Below are 16,996 nucleotides of genomic sequence, written 5' to 3' on the forward strand. Positions count from 1 at the left end.
TATTAATGCGGTTTTAATCCAATGTAAAGAAATTGTTAAGAGCGTAGGAATGGAATACTTCTTTATTCCTTATCTTTTGCCAAATGAAAGGAAAAATACAGGGGATACAAAAAACCTTGCCAGTGCATTTGCACCAGCAAGGTTTTCCGATTTATTCTTCAACTGCATCTTCAGCCTTAAGCGGCTTCTTCGAAATTGACTCTTTCTTTAGATCAAAATAGGCATCTAGTATCCCTTCACCTATTTCGTTATTTGTGAAATCTTCTCTTATTTCCGGAACCACTACAGCAAATGCAACCTCCGGGTTATTATATGGTGCGTATCCGACCAGCGTCTTATTGTAAAGACCTGTCTTTTTATCGATTTCAGCGGTACCTGTTTTCCCTGCTGGCTGATAATCCTTGTTTTTAAAGATCCAAGCTGCAGTACCATTGCTTCCTGCCATGACCTGGCGGAATCCTTGCTGAACGACATCAAGATATTCTTGCTTCATTTCAAGACGGTTCATTACCTCAGGCTCGTTTCGATAAAGGAGCTTTCCTAGCTGTCCAGGGTGATCGGCTGGCTGGCGCACTTCTTTTAATAAATGCGGCTTCATGCGATAACCGTCATTAGCGATGGTCGAAACATATTGAGCCATCTGAAGCGGCGTATACGTATCAAACTGGCCTATTGAGAAGAACATCGCCTGCGCCAGTTCGCTGCTCATTCCAGTATGATAGCCTGTCGCTTCTGAAGGCAAATCAATTCCCGTCTGGATACCGAGACCGAACTGGCTGTATGAGTTCCTTAAAATTTGAAATGCCTGTTCAACATTATGATCTGTAAATCGTTTCTGGGAATACTCATATCCAGAAAGCTTCATCGCAATATGCCACATATATACGTTTGATGAACGCTCAAGAGCGGTCACTGGACCGATCGGACCCATGTACTCATGAGATTTCATCTGGCGTCCGTCACCAAACGTCAGAGGGGCATCATTGAAGATCGTTGATGAATCAATTACTCCTTGCTGAAGTCCAGTAAGAACAGTAGCACCTTTTACCGTCGACCCCATTGCATAAGAATTATAAATGTTTCCGAAAGGAGCATTTTTAAATTTCTTTGTTTTTCGGTCATATTCTTTCCCTGCAAGCGAGAGCACCTCGCCTGTCTTCGGATTCATCATAACCACGTATGCCGATTTAAGCTGCCTGTTGTCATAAGCATCTTTGCCTGTAATCGATTCTTTCAACTCATTCTCGATGACCTTTTCTACTTGTTTCTGTAATTGCATATCGACAGTGAGAACAAGGTCGTTACCTCTTGATCCATCCTTTTCAGTCGGCTCTCCTACCGGATTGCCTGACTTGTCCGTCACGTATTTAATTTTTGTTTTCTGTCCGCGCAGCAGTGATTCATACTGTTCTTCAAGGAAACTTGTGCCTACAAGGTCATTGCGTTCATTACCTCTAGAAGTGTAATAATCCATACGTGTTTTCGGAATTTGTTTTACCTGCCCAAAAATATCGCGGAACGAGTCGCCGAACGGATAAGAGCGCTGAGCATCTGATTTGATATCAACCCCCTCAAGCTCAGGCAGGTGTTCACTGACTTTCGCCACTTCCTCAAGCGTAGCTCCAACCTTAATTCTTTGCGGAGTTAGCGCATAACCCCTGTCCATTTCCCGCTTTATAGCCAGCGCTTCAAGATCTTGGTCTGAAAAGAGTGAGATTTCTTCCTCTGTGATGCGGCTGAGCATCAGCTGATAATACTCTTCATCGGACAGCTTTTTCTTTTCGCTGTCTGTTATTTTTGCTGCTGCTTTTTTTGGGTGCAAAAGTATGTAAAAATCCTTTCGATCCCGTTCTGTAATTTCTCCAGCTTCTTTTTCGATGTATAGTGCCAGCTTTCTTGCAGATTCCAGCCTGTCCTCTGCACTGCTCCCTCTCGTTCTTGTATATGTGATCGAGAACACAGGCTCATTGTCTACAGCCACACGAAATTTGCTGTCATACATTTTCCCCCGAGGAGAATCGAGCTTAGTTGTCACGTTTTCCGTCATATAAGCTGTCCGCTTATATTCCTCACCTTTTACGATCTGTACGTAACCAAGACGGAGTATAAGTATCGAAAAAAGGAAAAACACAGATAAAAATAGTGCATTAAGTCTTAATGGAACATGATTCTTTTTCTTTTTACTTTTCATTTGGACAATCTCACCTTTTCATCGTTAAAAACACAGCACATTCAACATTATTTGCGTATAACGATTTTAACGTGAAGTTCACTTGCTGTCAAAAAAGGGCTTACTTGTTATTATCAGCATTCTCATCCAGTTCCAGCACTGGCCCTTCAGCTGCATTACACTTCCCGAAATGATTCAGCGATATTTTTTTCAGGCAAAAATAGATAAGGAAATGTCCAGACCCTAATAACGGGAGCAATAGCGGGAGCCTCCCCTCCGGCATTACACTTAAAAAAAGAAGAAAAATTACAATGGAAGTAATCCTTCCCCCGTTCAGAAAAAACTCCCGCACAACAATATATTCAACCCGCTTTTCACCTGCATCACGGCACCGGCCGATAATATCATACGTTACTGAAACGTAAGGGACGAGCAGCAGCGGATACGCTATAGACACAAGCATTCCATATCCAAGCAGTACAGGAAAAGATAACGGCGTGAGCAGTAAAAAGGGGGACAGAAAGAGGATCATTCCTCCATAAAATATGCCTTTCATCCTCCATTCTCTCCGCAAAAATCTGGATACGATGTAATAGCCAGCGAATGAAACGGCAGATTGAGCGAAGCCGAAAAATCCTAGTCCGAGCTCACCATCTCCTGATAGAAACACCCAGATAACAATGATAAAAACAAAAGTTCCTTCCCTGAGACCCTGAAAGAAATGAGCGGAAAGCAGCCTTTTCCAATCTTTGTTTTCCTTTCTTACAGAAAAAGCAGCCGCCAGATCATATCGTCCTTCCGCCTTTCTCCGAGTAAGAAAAAAGCTGATAACCACACCGCACAGAAACAGCAGCAGAGAGATGCTGAAGATGGTTTGATATCCGTGGCTTTTGTCCATTCTTGTAATAATCCATCCAGCAGAAAAGGGGCCAAGCATGCCGCTTAAACTGGTCAATATGCCAAGAAATCCATTAAAAAAATCACGGTTCTCCGGTTCAGTCACCTCAAACGTCAATACATTAAACGCGAGCCAATAAAACCCGAGTCCTGTACCTAGCAAAAAGCCAAGCAGAAGCAAGAAGTCTGCGGAATGAGTGCCAAGTGCAAGCACAGAGACATAAAACATTGAGAAAATAACAATACCGATCCGGATGATCACTACCCTATCCACTATTTTGGCAAGTTTTCCTGATAATACAAAAGCGACCGGCTGTGCCACCACAATGGACAGATTATAAAAAGCAATATCCATGATCTCCCCTGACTGGCGCCATAGATATATATTCACAAACGTATTGGACAGCGCTGTGCTCATGGCAAATAATCCGCCGATAACGAGTAACAGTATTAATGATCTGGTAATGTGCCCTTCTTGCTTAAGCTGCTTGTATCTCATGCTGAACCGCCCCTTTAAATCTGACAAATGTAGTTTAATTCATCTCATAGGGGGATATTCAGAAACGGAATAAATGGATGATATTGTAAAGGGGTGAGGTATCATACTTGAGTATTGGTGCTATAAAGCAGGCAAGAAGTTTACAGCAAGTAAGCAAACTCAAATCTGCAGCTTGAGTGTAAGTGAGACATTCGGAGAATTGACACAAACGATTTATAAGTTTGACGGCAGTATTGTAACCATGCTTGAAAATAGTGATTTTATCATTATTTGTTCTACAGAAGTTTATTTGGAAGGCAATGAAAAACTGGATTCTCTATTGGAGGAGCTTCAGCAAAAATTTGTCATAATGGAAAAATGGGTAAATCAATAATAAAAAGCTCCGTCCAATTTGAACAGAGCCTCTTTAGATATTAAGATGTTATTTTGCTTCGTTATAGCGCTTTTCAACTTCATCCCAGTTTACTACGTTCCAGAACGCATTGATGTAATCAGGACGCTTGTTTTGATAGTTCAAGTAATAAGCATGCTCCCAAACATCAAGACCAAGAACAGGTGTCTTGCCTTCCATAACAGGAGTGTCCTGGTTAGGAGTGCTTGTTAGTTCAAGCTCACCGTTGTTCACAACAAGCCATGCCCAGCCAGATCCGAAACGGCCTTTAGCCGCGTTCGCGAATTCTTCTTTGAAAGAATCAAGGCTGCCAAATTTGCTGTTGATTTTTTCAGCAAGCTCTCCTGATGGAGCGTTTGCTCCGCCTGGCTTAAGAAGCTCCCAGAACAAGCTGTGGTTAGCATGTCCGCCGCCGTTGTTGCGTACAGCTGTACGGATGTTTTCAGGAAGAGAGTCAAGGTTTGTTAATAGGTCTTCAAGACTTTTAGAAGCAAACTCCGCTTGCCCTTCAAGAGCAGCGTTCAAGTTGTCAACGTAAGTCTTGTGGTGGCGCCCGTGGTGGATCTCCATTGTCGCTTTGTCAATGTGCGGCTCTAGTGCGTCCGCAGCGTAAGGTAATGCAGGCAGTTCAAATGTTGCCATGTTCATTTCCTCCCTTTAATATGTAAGTTTTTTTATTTTCATTTTCGGTTTCCCAAAAACTGAAAATGTTTGTTTGGATTACAATCATACCGTATCAAATATATCCTCAATTTTCAATGAATAAACCTTAAAGACATATAAATAATACCCCTCGGGAAGAAGCGTTTCACAAATTAATTTGATTAAAATTAATTATTATTTTTTAAATTACAGAAACCTTCGGGTTATGAGCCCGACGAGCTACCTTAGCTTCGAGGTTCTCTGTTTCTTCCTCTACATGATTAATCTAAGAAGCGGGTGCGTCGAAACAACTCGCTGATCATTCATGATGTAACGCTCGTTGCTCCACCCTGCAAAGGAGTTCAAAACAAATTAAAAAACCTTCTCATTTTCTCTGAGAGGTTTACTTGATTAATATTATGGTGGCTCGGGACGGAATCGAACCGCCGACACGAGGATTTTCAGTCCTCATTGACTGTGTCTCTTCCTCTGCAAGTACATCTAAGTTGTGTATGCGTCGAGACAGCTCGCCGTTCATTCATGCTGTTTTGCTAGTTGCTACCGAGCCATTTGATTTGCACCTACAGGCACTACTGATTTTTCATGAGCAAGATGGTTAATCGACGCAGTTCATGAAACGAAATTGGTTGCGGGGACAGGATTTGAACCTGCGACCTTCGGGTTATGAGCCCGACGAGCTACCCAGGCTTCGATGTCCTCTGTTTCTTCCTCTACATGATTAATCTAAGAAGCGGATGCGTCGAAACAACTCGTAGATTACTCATGATGTAACGCTCGTTGCTCCACCCTGCAAAGGAGTTCAAAGCAAATTAAAAAAACCTTCTCATTTTCTCTGAGAGGTTTACTTGATTAATATTATGGTGGCTCGGGACGGAATCGAACCGCCGACACGAGGATTTTCAGTCCTCTGCTCTACCGACTGAGCTACCGAGCCATTTGGTTGCATACAGGCACTACTGATATTTCATGAGCGAGATGGTTAATCGACGCAATTCATGAAATAAAATTGGTTGCGGGGACAGGATTTGAACCTGCGACCTTCGGGTTATGAGCCCGACGAGCTACCAGACTGCTCCACCCCGCGATGATTATATAGCTTACGGATGATGTTATTCCTCCGTAGCTTTGACTGTTTCTTCCTCTACAAGATTAATCTTAGAGGCTTATGCGTCGAAACAACTCGCAGCTTACTCATGACGTAACGCTCGTTGCTCCACCCCTGCTATGAGGTGTGGGTTAAGTGAAAATGGAGGAGGTAGAGGGATTCGAACCCCCGCGAGCCGTTAAGCCCCTGTCGGTTTTCAAGACCGATCCCTTCAGCCGGACTTGGGTATACCTCCAACTTATGAATGGTGGACCCTGTAGGACTCGAACCTACGACCAATCGGTTATGAGCCGACCGCTCTGACCAACTGAGCTAAGGGTCCATGCAAAACGTTATGTAATTTTTATGGGGCGATCGAGGGGAATCGAACCCCCGAATGTCGGAACCACAATCCGATGCGTTAACCACTTCGCCACGACCGCCATAATTCTATTTTTTGTTTTAGTGTTGGATCTAAAAACATTATGGTAGCGGCGGAGGGAGTCGAACCCACGACCTCACGGGTATGAACCGTACGCTCTAGCCAGCTGAGCTACACCGCCATAATGGCTCCACAGGCAGGACTCGAACCTGCGACCGATCGGTTAACAGCCGATAGCTCTACCACTGAGCTACTGTGGAATATCTTGTTTCTCCTGTTAAGGACAAGAATTACTATATCATGTTTGCTTGCTAAGTGTCAAACACTTTTTTCTTGCCAATGTTTTCACTTTTTTGGGAAACAAGATAACTATAGCACGATGGTTTGTAAATATCAATCATAGCTAAAGAACTGTCCAAAGGAAGTAAGCGATCATCATTGCCTGGGCAATGCCTTTTATTAGTGAACTTCCGATAAAGCCTACGAGAGACCCGATTCCCACTTTCGCTGATGTTTTAAAACCTTTCTTATGGATGATCATCTCAGCGAGTGCAGCACCGAGAAACGGTCCGATCAGGATACCGATAAACGGGATAGGTATGACAAAGGGACCTGCGATCAGCCCAATAGTGCTGCCCCAAATCGCAGCTTTTGATCCTCCCTGCCTTTTCACTCCATACGCGTTACCCGCATAATCGGCTGCGAACAGCGAGGCGAAGAGAATACCCTGTACAATCCAGAAAAGGATACTGAAGGGTTCAAACGAAAAAGCAAGGCCGTAGATCACGAATCCAAGGGCAAGAAATAGGGCTCCAGGCAATATAGGGAACACTAATGCGGCAAATGCCAGCAAGAAACTGAGGCCGATCAAGATCCAATAAAATGTATCCATGTATTCACTCTCCTGATTTTACGTGTTGGTAAACATACGAAAAGAAGACGGATAAAGTTCCGTCTTCTTTTAATGGGAAAGAACAGCTTCTGCCAAATTGACTGAATGGTCGCCGATTCTCTCCAGGTTACTTACAATATCAACGAAGACAATCCCTGCAGATACTTCGCAAATCCCCTCGTTCACCCTGATAATATGCTGTTTTCTGAGGTCGCGTTCCATCTGGTCTATTTTTTCTTCCAGTGCGAGAACTTCTTCAGCTGTTTTTCTGTCTTGATCCTTTATTGAGAGAATCGCTTTTTCAAGCGTATTAACGGTTAATGTAATCATCGTGTTAAGATCGTCCATCGCCTGGCTGGTAAGAGTTATGTTATTGCGCATCTGATATTCTACAAGCTCGACGATATTTTCCATATGATCTCCGATGCGTTCAATGTCTCGGGCAGCCTCGAGGAGCATCGTATGCTCGCCAGACTCTGACTTTGTGAGAGGATGAGTCGAGAGTTTTACGAGATAGCCGGTGACCTGCTTGTCCAGGTGGTTGATTGCTTCTTCATAATTAAGCGCTCTGTCGGCATTTTTTAATTTTTTGCTGTTTAAATATTCAGCAGTTTCTAATAAACCGCTTTTTGAGAATTCGGCCATGCGGAGTATCTCCAGCCTCGCTTGACGGAGCGCAAGTACAGGCGCTGTTTCAAGTACCATCATGTCAAGATGCTTTGCCTTATACTCAATTGTATGGTCTTCCCCTTTAATGAGCTTTGTCACCGTATAAGCGAGCAGGCCGATTAATGGAAACTGGATGAGGACGTTTGTCACATTAAACGTGCCGTGTGCCACTGCAATCTGCATGGCAGGCATTAGCCCCCAGAGTTCAGTAATGTACTGAACAAATGCTATGTATGGACTTAATAGCAGCATAAAAAGGACCGTCCCGGCAACGTTGAACAGCACATGTGTCATAGCTGCCCGCCTTGCAGCTACACTGGCACCGATAGAAGCCAGTACTGCTGTAGCGGTTGTTCCGATGTTGTCACCGAACAAAATAGGAACCGCCGTTTTAAGGTCTAAGAGATCCTGCGAGTATAATTCCTGCAGGATGCCGATTGTCGCTGAAGAAGACTGTACCACTAACGTGATGATCGTACCGGCTAGAATTCCCAGTACAGGATTGCTGCCCATCGATAAGGTCATTTCCTTAAAAGCTTGTGAATATTGCAGCGGTTCTACACCTTTACCCATAAGTTCGAGGCCTAAGAACAGGCTTCCAAAGCCAAATAATATCTGACCGATATGCGTCCAAAGCGCTTTTGTAAAGAAGAAAACAAGTATTGCTCCAGCGGCCATAATCGGAAGGGCGTATTCTCCGATATCCACCCCTATGATAAAGGAAGTGATCGTTGTTCCAATATTAGCCCCCATGATAACGCCTATTGACTGCCTGAGCGTCATGAAGCCAGCATTTACAAGACCAACAGTAAGTACCGTTGTGCCTGAGCTTGACTGGATCAAAATCGTGACAAATATACCAGCCAGAACGCCCATGAACGGATTGGCAGTGAACTTATCAAGTATATCGCGCAGCCGGTCACCTGCCGTGTTCTGCAGACCTTCTCCCATATATTTTATACCGAATAAAAAAATGCCGAGTCCTCCGGCAAAATGAAATATCATTTCCTGTATTCCCAAACGAACAGCTCCTTGAATATGTTTGCCTGGTAGATTCCTTAGCTAAAAAACATTATCTCTATTTGTTGTTTTTTTGTAAAGGTTTGTTAAAACGTTCATTGTCTGAACAGATACTATTAAGATACAATATAACCGTTAATAACCTAAAGGAGAACTGCAACTTGAACTTGTTTAAACGATTGCTTCACAGCCTTTACTCCCCTGAATCCATCGCAAAGCTGCGGTTCACAGGAGTGGGCAGCGCTATTCTTTATGTCTTTCTATTGATGCTTCTTTCCACTCTGCCGTCCGCTATTATGCTCGGCCAGTCCTTTTCCAGCGCTGTCAGCGGATTTGAAGAGTCCATGAAAGATAACCTTCCGTCCTTCAAGCTGGAAAATGGTGTTCTTCAATCTCCCGAAAAAAAACCGGTCGTGACTGAAGGAGATGGGTTTTATTTTATTTTTGATCCGCATGATCAAATCAGCCAGGATAAAACCCGCGAGTACGATGATGTTATCTCATTTGACAGCGACCGTGCTGTTGTTCGTTCTAACGGCAGCGAGGATGCTGTCACGTATACATCGCTTGGAGCTGATAACCTGACGAAAGAAGATCTTTTATCTGCTCTTCAGTCTTTCGATGGAATGCTCCCGATCCTGCTCCCAGTGTTATATGTCATTTCTTACATTTTGATTGCAGGCGCGGCTTTCACTGGTGTATCACTTCTTGCGGTAATCGGTTTAGGAATGAAGAACTCCCTCCGACGCCGTCTTCAATACAAACAGCTTTGGGTTATGTCGATCTACAGCATCACATTGCCTGTCGCATTTTTCACCGTCATGTCACTGCTGAAAACGAGCGTGCCGTTTTCGTTCTTTATATTTACAGGGGTATCGATGATCATGCTTTATCTTTCTATAAAAGAAGTTCCACAGCAAAAGTAAAAGGGCCTCCGAAGAGGCCCTTTTACTTTTGCTCTGTTAATCTTTCATGCAGTTTTTTAATCTTAAGCCGAAAACCGGCGATCAGCGTCTACAGAGCAGTTTATGCGATCATATTATTTAAATAAATTTTTGATAGCTTCAATAATCGCGATAAAGAAATCCAAAAGCTTTTGAAGGAACGACTTTGTTTCTTCGCTGTTCAAGATCTCGCCAACGTTATCTTTTATGTCTTTAAGCTGCGTTTGTACTTGATCCCAGTCAATGTTTAAATCTTTCATTCGGTTGAAAAGAGATGTCAGACCGTTAAGCTCTTCATCCGTCAGTTCAATGCCTAGATCCTTCGCAGTTTTCTGGATGAGCGTTTTAAGCTCTTCTTCAGACATGGATGGGTTTTGAGAGACTTCTTCTTTCACCTTCGTTACCAGCTCGGACGCTTTTTCAGCTCCGATCCGCTGACCAAGCTCTGAAGTTTTTACCATTTCTTCATTGGCAACCTGCTTCTGCTCCTCAGGTATCTCGATCTGCGCCGTTGTTTCATATGCTTTTAAAATCCCCGTAAGTGCGGCTGTGCCCGAAACCGCAAATGGAGCGGTGACGAAAATTTCAGCGTCTTTTACTCCAGCAGTTGTCAGAGCGTTCATGTACATTTCCTCTGTTACATGGTTAATGTTGTTTGTTTTGACACTTAACCCTTTTCCTTCCTCCGCTATCGTAATCTTAGCTGATGAGATAGCTTTTGTACCGATCTGGGCTTTAGACATATAATCTCCCAGATATTCATGTTCTTCTTTATTAGACACTGTAACCGTCTGGACGTTCGCATCAACACCCATTTCTTCAAGCACCGCTGTTTTTTGCTCTTCTGTAAGGTTCTCGCCAAGTGTAACGATCACATCACCAGGAGCTGCATCCGCAGATGCTTTAAACGGCGCAGCCATAAACATGCCTGCCATTAATGCGAAAAGGCAGATTGCTTTTATTGCTTTCACAAATATCACCTCAAAATAAGGATTAAGTTATACCATACGCGGCTGTACACGATTTCCTGCACGTCGTATATACTGCCATTTTACACCATAACACAATTTCGGTAAAAATTTGGAATAAAAAAAATGGACAAGCATATGGTTTCCTTAAAGGGGGAGTCGCCATGAAAAAATTTATATCCGGTATGCTGATCTTGCTTGTGTTATATGTCATTGTATATGACCTGAAAATCGGAACATTGCCTGCGGCTGCTCTTCCTCAGCAGGTAAAGAGTGAGAAGAACAATGAGAGATATTCCTTAATAACTATAAAGCCCGGAGACACCGTCCTTTCAATTATGGAAAAAAGCAGCGGCAGCAAAAAGTTCAACATGGTCACGATGGTGAAAGATTTCAAACGACTCAATCCTTCCGTCAATCCAGACCGCATTATTCCTGGAAAAACGTATAAGTTCCCGCTATACGCCAAAGATAAACGTTAAGATTCCTTGCCAAAGTAAATTAATACTTGCTAAAATGAACAGATGACATGCATTACCTGTCAACTTATCATAAAGGAGCGATTCACCAATGAGTGAAATCAATCATCGTTCGCGCACACGGCCTGTTAAAGTGGGACCTCTTACGATCGGAGGCAACAACCAGGTCATCGTACAAAGTATGACGACAACGAAAACTCATGACGTAGAAGCTACAGTTGCGGAAATCAAACGGCTGGAAGAAGCAGGCTGTCAGGTTGTCCGAGTTGCCTGTCCGGATATGAGAGCTGCAGAAGCGATAGCTGATATAAAAAAACAAATTAACATACCTCTTGTTGTAGATATTCATTTTGATTATAAACTGGCTTTGAAGGCGATCGAGGGCGGTGCGGATAAAATCCGGATCAACCCTGGCAACATCGGCCGACGCGAGAAGGTAGAAGCCGTAGTAAAAGCCGCAAAAGAAAAAGGAATTCCTATCCGTATCGGTGTCAATGCCGGGTCTCTCGAGAAGAAATATCTAGAGAAATATGGATATCCAACTGCAGATGGAATGGTAGAAAGCGCACTGGATCATATTAAGATCCTGGAAGACCTCGATTTCCACGATATTATCGTTTCTATGAAAGCTTCGGATATTAACTTAGCAATTGAGGCATATGAAAAAGCTTCTAAAGCTTTTAATTATCCGCTCCATCTTGGGATTACTGAATCAGGCACACTATTTGCTGGTACGGTAAAAAGTGCTGCAGGGCTTGGTGTTATCCTGAGCAAAGGAATCGGGAACACGTTAAGGGTATCTTTAAGTGCAGATCCTGTGGAAGAAGTGAAAGTCGCCCGCGAGCTGCTAAAGTCATTTGGCCTGCTGTCTGATGCAGCCACCTTGATTTCATGTCCTACTTGCGGGAGAATCGAGATCGATTTGATTTCAATCGCAAACGAAGTAGAAGAATATATTTCAAAAGTGAAAGCGCCGATTAAAGTGGCGGTTTTAGGCTGCGCCGTTAACGGTCCTGGAGAAGCACGCGAAGCTGATATCGGCATCGCCGGCGCTCGCGGTGAAGGACTGTTGTTCCGCCATGGCGAGATCGTCCGCAAGATTCCAGAAGATCAGCTTCTCGATGAACTGAAGAAGGAAATCGACATCCTCGCAGAAGCCCATAAAAAAAAGCTGGCTGAAGAAGCCGAAGCCCAGAACGCATAAATCGATCCAGCTGATATCAGCTGGACCAGAAAAAGCCCTCCGCCTTCAGTGGAGGGCTTTACTTTTGTTATTTAAAGTGTGGGGGTACGGTACTTTTTTGCAATTCAAGCCGTGTTTGCTCGTTTTTTTATTAAAGTACCGTACCCCCGCTGGGCTATCTCATCATCTTTCCGCGACTAAAAGAAAGGGGCAAAGATGAGCGAGATAATGATGGAAACAGCGCCTAGACCAATTGCCCAGTTTCCAAGCGATCGTGCTCCGAGCCTTCGTGCGATAAATCCAAGGACTACAGCAGCCCCGCCGAAAAAGACTGGCAGGATAAACAATGACAATGCGGCTAAGATAACGGCAGCTATCCCTGTAACTTTTCCTATGCCAGCATAATCCTGTTTTCGTTCATGAATATGAGCTTCTTCCTCACGGCCTGTTCTCGGCTTTTCGTTTTCAGGAAGTGTCAAATCGCGGTTAAGCGGCAGCACCTCGGCTGCTATTTCTTCATCAAACCGCGCATCATCCATCCTGTTTCTTCTTTCATCCATGATGCATCCCTCGCTTTGTTTAGAAGTCGGAGCGCTATTAGTATGCACTACGGTCTATACGTTATTGATGTAAACAATTGGCGAGCGTAGAAATGCAAAAAACCCGCTCATTAAACAGCGGGTTTTTGCAGCGTCACTAGTGCTTAGGACGGAATGTATGGCAGCACGTCTCTTCTGCATTGTGTGCGGAATCTTTATGGGCTGCTTGTCCAGACAGTTCTCCGTCTGCACTCATATCGAATGAACTGTTTGCATGCCTGTCGATCTCCACCAAAATGGCATCGGCAGCGCAGTTGTTTCCTTCAGCCCAATACGTGCAGTTTGCAACATTACATTTCACATCTGGCATAATCATACTCCTCCTTTATCTTTAGCTTTTCTGACTTAAAGGAGTTTCATACTTCTGATCATGCTTTTTTGCAAGAAGTGCAATAGCCGTATATTTCGAATTTATGGCCTGTAATTTCAAATCCTTCCATGTTCGTTGAAACGGAATCCATCGGGCATGCATCCACTGACCTTGTAACTCCGCATGTGAGGCAGATGATGTGATGATGATGGTGTCCTGCAGAACAGGTAAAACGAAACTTCTTCTCGCCTTCCCATTCTGTTTCTTCTAGAAGTCCATGCTCTGCAAAAACAGATAAATTACGATATATCGTATCAAACGAAAGACCGGGATATTTATTTTTCAACGCTTCTTGAACATCTTTTGCAGACAGATAGCGTTTTTCATCTGCAAACACTTCAAGCAAATCTCTTCGTTTGTCTGTATTTTTATACCCTTTTTCCTTTAATTTCGCGATAGCCTGATTAACGGTCATAGGATTTTGGCCCATAAATCTTCTCCTCCCCTGTCATTTTCCACTTTTTGTAACTTATCGCTAACAGCAGGATGATGACGGAACAAATAACGATTGTTCCACCAGATGCAAGGTCAAGATAATAAGATAAAATAAGTCCTGATATAACGGCTGTTTCGCCAAATATCACCGATAAGATAAAGGCCTGCTTAAAGCCTCTGGCGACCCTGATGCTTGCAGCAACCGGAAGTGTCATCAAACTCGAGACGAGCAGGATGCCGACAATTTTCATTGATGCTGCGATGACTAACGCCGTCATCGCCATGAAAACAAGCAAAATCCCGCTGCCTTTAATCCCGCTCAGCTTTGCCTGTTCTTCATCAAAGGAAAGGACGAAAAGTTCTTTATACAATGCCCAGATCACAGCCAGGACCACGACCATCACAACAAATATTGTCCAGACATCTGACCGTGTAACTGAGATGATGCTGCCGAAAAGATAGTTGAACAAATCCGTGTTAAAGCCGTCAGCCAACGAAATGAATATAACACTGAGCCCGATTCCTGCTGACATAATGATCGGTATAGCCAGTTCTTCATAGTGCTTGTACACTTTCCGAAGACGTTCAATCAGCAAGGCGCCGGAAACAGAGAACACCATTCCCATATAAACAGGATTTACCCCAGCGAACACGGTTGACCACTTGCCGAGCAGCAGGTTGGCCGCAATGCCAGCTAATGTGATATGTGACAATGCATCGGCAATTAACGCCTGTTTCCTCACTACAATAAAAACGCCGAGCACAGGTGCGATTAGCCCGATCATCAGGCCGGTCATTAACGCGTTCTGCAAAAATTCAAACTGAAAAAAAGCCATCTTTAACGTTCCTTCCATTAATGAGTGTGATCAAGAACATGCACCTTATGCCCGTAGAAAGAGGATAGTTTTTCTTTGGAGACCTTTTCGAACTCGTCCGTTTTTCCATGAAAATGCAGCGTTTTGTTCAGGCATGCAACGTTTGTCACATAATCAGACATTACACCTACATCATGAGTGACAAGCAAGAGTGTCATGTTCCTTTCACGGTGCAGATCCTTAAGCATCTGATAGAATGTATCCGCAGAAAGAGCGTCCACACCAACAGTCGGTTCATCAAGAATCAGGAGTTCTGGTTCGCTTACAAGGGCTCGGGCAATAAAGACTCTTTGCTGCTGTCCTCCCGAAAGTTCTCCAATATTCCTGCTGCTGTAGGCATCCATCCCAACCGCTTCCAACGCTTCTTTCACTTTAATGCGGTGTTCTCGTTTTAAGAATCGGAATAATCCGACTTTGCCGAAAAGACCCATCGATACGACCTCAAACACAGTAGCTGGAAAAGATGTGTTAAAACTGCTCGCTTTTTGAGACACATAACCGATCTTGTCCCAGCGGCGGAACTTTGCCGCCTGCTCCCCAAAGAGAAGTACTTCCCCTTTTTGAGCCTGCTGGAGACCTAGAATGCATTTAATAAGCGTGGACTTTCCAGATCCGTTTGGGCCGACCAGTCCGAGAAAATCCCCTTTTTTTACATCAAGATTGATGTTTTCCAGTACATTCGCCTGACCGTAATGGTAATATAAATTTTTTATCGAAATAATGGGCTCTTTCAGCCTTGATTGTTCCATCATTAAACACCCTTAGTTTTAGTAATGAGTACGATTTAAGCTGTATTTTAGTATACACGCCAGAGAATAGAATTTAAACAATTATGTTTTGTCCTATGCGGGCATTATTCAATAAAAAAAGACGGAACATGCCGCCTTTAATGAATTGGAGACTTAAACTTGCCGCCTTTTGTTTCCTGCGTATTCATAATGGTGATAAAAGCGTTATTGTCTATTTCATACACTATATTTTTCAGCTTTGTAACTTCTAGCCGGGTAATGACGGCATAGATGACTTCTTTCTCTTCATCCGTATAGCCGCCTTTGCCTTTCAGTTTCGTCGTTCCGCGGCCAAGCCTGTCAAGGATCGCATCGGACACTTCCTCATACTGATCAGAAACAATAATGACCGCTTTTGTTTCTTCAAGCCCCTGTATGACCGTATCAATCGTCTTAAAGGCAATATAGTACGTCATGGCCGAATACATAGCTTGTTCCCAGCCAAACACAAAACCAGCCCATGAAAAAACAAAGATATTAAGAAACATGACGATCTCTCCGATAGAAAACGGCAGCTTTTTACTCAAAAGAATTCCTAATATTTCCGCTCCATCAAGAGATCCCCCATGGCGGATTACAAGCCCGACTCCCGCGCCCAATATCACTCCACCAAATACAGTCGCAAGTATCGGCTGGTCAGTGAATGGCTCCGCACCATGAAGCATTGTCTCAATGATACCCAATCCTGCTATGCCGATAAGTGAAGAGATGACAAACGTTTTCCCGATCTGTTTGTAGCCTGAATACATGAAAGGAAGGTTTAAAAGGAACACGAGAACAGCAAAGTTAGCGGGTGTTAGATAGTCCAAAATAAGAGATACACCGATGATTCCCCCATCAATAATCTTGTTTGGAATCAGAAATAGTTCGATCGCTGTCGCTGCGAGCCCCGCTCCAATCAGGATAAAAATAATCCGGTAGATGAAATGGGACACACTTTCTTTTTTATGCTGTTTTTTCAAGCTCGATCCTCCTCAATTACCCTTTCGATGGCAGTCATCAGTTTATCTGGCGATAATATTTCATCCGCTTCAGCCAGATACTCACGGTCTAATGTCGTTTCAATCGCCCAGACTTTCATACCTGCGCGTTTAGCTGACAGGATGCCAAGCGGTGCGTTCTCAATAACGAGCCATTCATCTGGCTTATAAGTGAATTTTTCTGAAATTTTCAAGTAGGGCTCAGGTGCGGGTTTTCCTTCCGTTACATCGTCCCCTGTGATGATGGCATCAAATGAAAAGGGAAGCTGTTCAATAATCTCTTCCACAAATTCACGCCTGCTTCCAGTGGCAAGCGCAATCGATATCCCAGCCTTCTTCAAGAAAGACGCAGCGCTAACCGCCGCAGATATAAACTCATAGCGTGCATTTTGTTTAAAGTATTTTCTTTTTTCATGATAGATTCTCTCCATCTGGCTTTTCGTTAGAGACAATGAACGCAGACTGTCAATATCACCTATCGTTTTCATACCCGGCATTCCTTCTCTTTCATAAAACAGATGCCCGTGTAGAGTATGCCCTTCTGCATGAAAAGCATGCTGCCATGCTTCTACATGATAAGGCATAGTGTCCACGATGACTCCATCCATATCAAAACAAACTGCTTTAATCTTCATTTCATCCATCACTCCATCCCACTTTATTATATAGCAATCAAGAAAGGTTTTCTCGTACAACCCGAGATGATCG

17 protein-coding genes and 7 tRNA genes are annotated in these 16,996 nt (G+C 43.6%); 4 read left to right on the top strand and 20 right to left on the bottom strand.

The features are described from left to right. Positions 1-151: 151 nt before the first annotated feature. Together CGZ90_RS08420 and CGZ90_RS08425 are read right to left on the bottom strand one after the other, a co-directional pair. Positions 152-2,191, bottom strand: a complete 2,040-nt coding sequence (locus CGZ90_RS08420) for a peptidoglycan D,D-transpeptidase FtsI family protein (RefSeq protein WP_094251948.1) — start codon at positions 2,189-2,191, stop codon at positions 152-154. Positions 2,192-2,291: 100 nt separating this feature from the next. Beyond that, positions 2,292-3,566, bottom strand: coding sequence for an MFS transporter (locus CGZ90_RS08425; protein ID WP_094251949.1), 1,275 nt, complete (start codon positions 3,564-3,566; stop codon positions 2,292-2,294). A gap of 199 nt (positions 3,567-3,765) precedes the next feature. Between CGZ90_RS08425 and CGZ90_RS20715 the strand changes: the two genes are divergently transcribed. Beyond that, positions 3,766-3,939 (top strand): hypothetical protein, encoded by a 174-nt coding sequence (locus tag CGZ90_RS20715; protein WP_165766817.1) that lies wholly within the window; start codon positions 3,766-3,768, stop codon positions 3,937-3,939. Positions 3,940-3,987: 48 nt separating this feature from the next. Here the strand turns inward: CGZ90_RS20715 and CGZ90_RS08435 are convergent, their stop codons facing one another. From CGZ90_RS08435 to CGZ90_RS08480, 10 genes are all read right to left on the bottom strand, one after another. Beyond that, positions 3,988-4,599, bottom strand: coding sequence for a superoxide dismutase (locus tag CGZ90_RS08435; protein ID WP_094251951.1), 612 nt, complete (start codon positions 4,597-4,599; stop codon positions 3,988-3,990). An 879-nt stretch (positions 4,600-5,478) separates the two neighbouring features. Beyond that, positions 5,479-5,554: transfer RNA gene (locus tag CGZ90_RS08440), tRNA-Phe, on the bottom strand. A gap of 73 nt (positions 5,555-5,627) precedes the next feature. Next, positions 5,628-5,704 (bottom strand) — tRNA-Met (locus CGZ90_RS08445). A 163-nt stretch (positions 5,705-5,867) separates the two neighbouring features. After that, a tRNA-Ser gene (locus CGZ90_RS08450) sits at positions 5,868-5,960 on the bottom strand. Positions 5,961-5,970: 10 nt separating this feature from the next. After that, positions 5,971-6,047, bottom strand: a tRNA-Ile gene (locus CGZ90_RS08455). A 24-nt stretch (positions 6,048-6,071) separates the two neighbouring features. Further along, positions 6,072-6,147, bottom strand: a tRNA-His gene (locus CGZ90_RS08460). A gap of 43 nt (positions 6,148-6,190) precedes the next feature. After that, a tRNA-Met gene (locus tag CGZ90_RS08465) sits at positions 6,191-6,267 on the bottom strand. Between the two features lie 4 nt (positions 6,268-6,271). Then, positions 6,272-6,346 (bottom strand) — tRNA-Asn (locus CGZ90_RS08470). A gap of 143 nt (positions 6,347-6,489) precedes the next feature. Beyond that, on the bottom strand, positions 6,490-6,978 hold the full coding sequence (locus tag CGZ90_RS08475; RefSeq protein ID WP_094251952.1) for a DUF456 domain-containing protein: 489 nt from the start codon (positions 6,976-6,978) through the stop codon (positions 6,490-6,492). A gap of 69 nt (positions 6,979-7,047) precedes the next feature. Further along, the gene (locus CGZ90_RS08480; protein ID WP_094252446.1) at positions 7,048-8,652 is read right to left on the bottom strand and encodes a Na/Pi cotransporter family protein; all 1,605 of its coding nucleotides are present in this window, start codon (positions 8,650-8,652) and stop codon (positions 7,048-7,050) included. A 176-nt stretch (positions 8,653-8,828) separates the two neighbouring features. Here CGZ90_RS08480 and CGZ90_RS08485 point away from each other — a divergent pair, with 176 nt between their 5' ends. Beyond that, positions 8,829-9,593 carry a DUF1189 domain-containing protein gene (locus CGZ90_RS08485; protein WP_165766818.1) on the top strand — a complete coding sequence of 255 codons (765 nt, stop codon included), beginning with the start codon at positions 8,829-8,831 and terminating at the stop codon, positions 9,591-9,593. Between the two features lie 113 nt (positions 9,594-9,706). Here CGZ90_RS08485 and CGZ90_RS08490 read toward each other — a convergent pair whose 3' ends face one another. Next, positions 9,707-10,573: a DUF1002 domain-containing protein gene (locus CGZ90_RS08490; RefSeq protein WP_379675179.1), complete on the bottom strand. Its 867-nt coding sequence runs from the start codon at positions 10,571-10,573 to the stop codon at positions 9,707-9,709. A 170-nt stretch (positions 10,574-10,743) separates the two neighbouring features. Here CGZ90_RS08490 and CGZ90_RS08495 point away from each other — a divergent pair, with 170 nt between their 5' ends. Both CGZ90_RS08495 and ispG read left to right on the top strand, forming a co-directional pair. Continuing rightward, a complete protein-coding gene (locus CGZ90_RS08495) occupies positions 10,744-11,061 on the top strand; it encodes a LysM peptidoglycan-binding domain-containing protein (RefSeq protein WP_094251954.1) in 318 nt (105 codons plus the stop codon). A gap of 88 nt (positions 11,062-11,149) precedes the next feature. Then, complete coding sequence (gene ispG, locus CGZ90_RS08500; RefSeq protein WP_094251955.1) at positions 11,150-12,262, top strand: flavodoxin-dependent (E)-4-hydroxy-3-methylbut-2-enyl-diphosphate synthase; 1,113 nt, start codon at positions 11,150-11,152, stop codon at positions 12,260-12,262. Between the two features lie 176 nt (positions 12,263-12,438). Here ispG and CGZ90_RS08505 read toward each other — a convergent pair whose 3' ends face one another. The 7 genes from CGZ90_RS08505 to CGZ90_RS08535 all read right to left on the bottom strand — a co-directional run bounded on the left by CGZ90_RS08505 (position 12,439) and on the right by CGZ90_RS08535 (position 16,932). After that, on the bottom strand, positions 12,439-12,801 hold the full coding sequence (locus CGZ90_RS08505) for a hypothetical protein (RefSeq protein ID WP_094251956.1): 363 nt from the start codon (positions 12,799-12,801) through the stop codon (positions 12,439-12,441). Between the two features lie 136 nt (positions 12,802-12,937). After that, a complete protein-coding gene (locus CGZ90_RS08510) occupies positions 12,938-13,150 on the bottom strand; it encodes a DUF1540 domain-containing protein (RefSeq protein WP_094251957.1) in 213 nt (70 codons plus the stop codon). Positions 13,151-13,208: 58 nt separating this feature from the next. Further along, positions 13,209-13,625 (bottom strand): Fur family transcriptional regulator, encoded by a 417-nt coding sequence (locus tag CGZ90_RS08515; protein ID WP_094252448.1) that lies wholly within the window; start codon positions 13,623-13,625, stop codon positions 13,209-13,211. Beyond that, positions 13,615-14,481 carry a metal ABC transporter permease gene (locus tag CGZ90_RS08520; RefSeq protein ID WP_205727385.1) on the bottom strand — a complete coding sequence of 289 codons (867 nt, stop codon included), beginning with the start codon at positions 14,479-14,481 and terminating at the stop codon, positions 13,615-13,617. Before CGZ90_RS08520 ends, CGZ90_RS08515 begins: the two co-directional genes overlap by 11 nt. 17 nt (positions 14,482-14,498) lie before the next feature. Beyond that, on the bottom strand, positions 14,499-15,269 hold the full coding sequence (locus CGZ90_RS08525; RefSeq protein ID WP_094251959.1) for a metal ABC transporter ATP-binding protein: 771 nt from the start codon (positions 15,267-15,269) through the stop codon (positions 14,499-14,501). Positions 15,270-15,406: 137 nt separating this feature from the next. After that, on the bottom strand, positions 15,407-16,270 hold the full coding sequence (locus tag CGZ90_RS08530) for a YitT family protein (RefSeq protein WP_094251960.1): 864 nt from the start codon (positions 16,268-16,270) through the stop codon (positions 15,407-15,409). Then, positions 16,267-16,932: an HAD family hydrolase gene (locus tag CGZ90_RS08535; protein WP_094251961.1), complete on the bottom strand. Its 666-nt coding sequence runs from the start codon at positions 16,930-16,932 to the stop codon at positions 16,267-16,269. The genes CGZ90_RS08530 and CGZ90_RS08535 overlap by 4 nt, the downstream gene beginning before the upstream one ends. Positions 16,933-16,996: the final 64 nt, after the last annotated feature.

Source organism: Fictibacillus aquaticus (genome assembly GCF_002245695.1).
In the GTDB taxonomy this organism is placed as follows: Bacteria; Bacillota; Bacilli; order Bacillales; family Fictibacillaceae; genus Fictibacillus; species Fictibacillus aquaticus.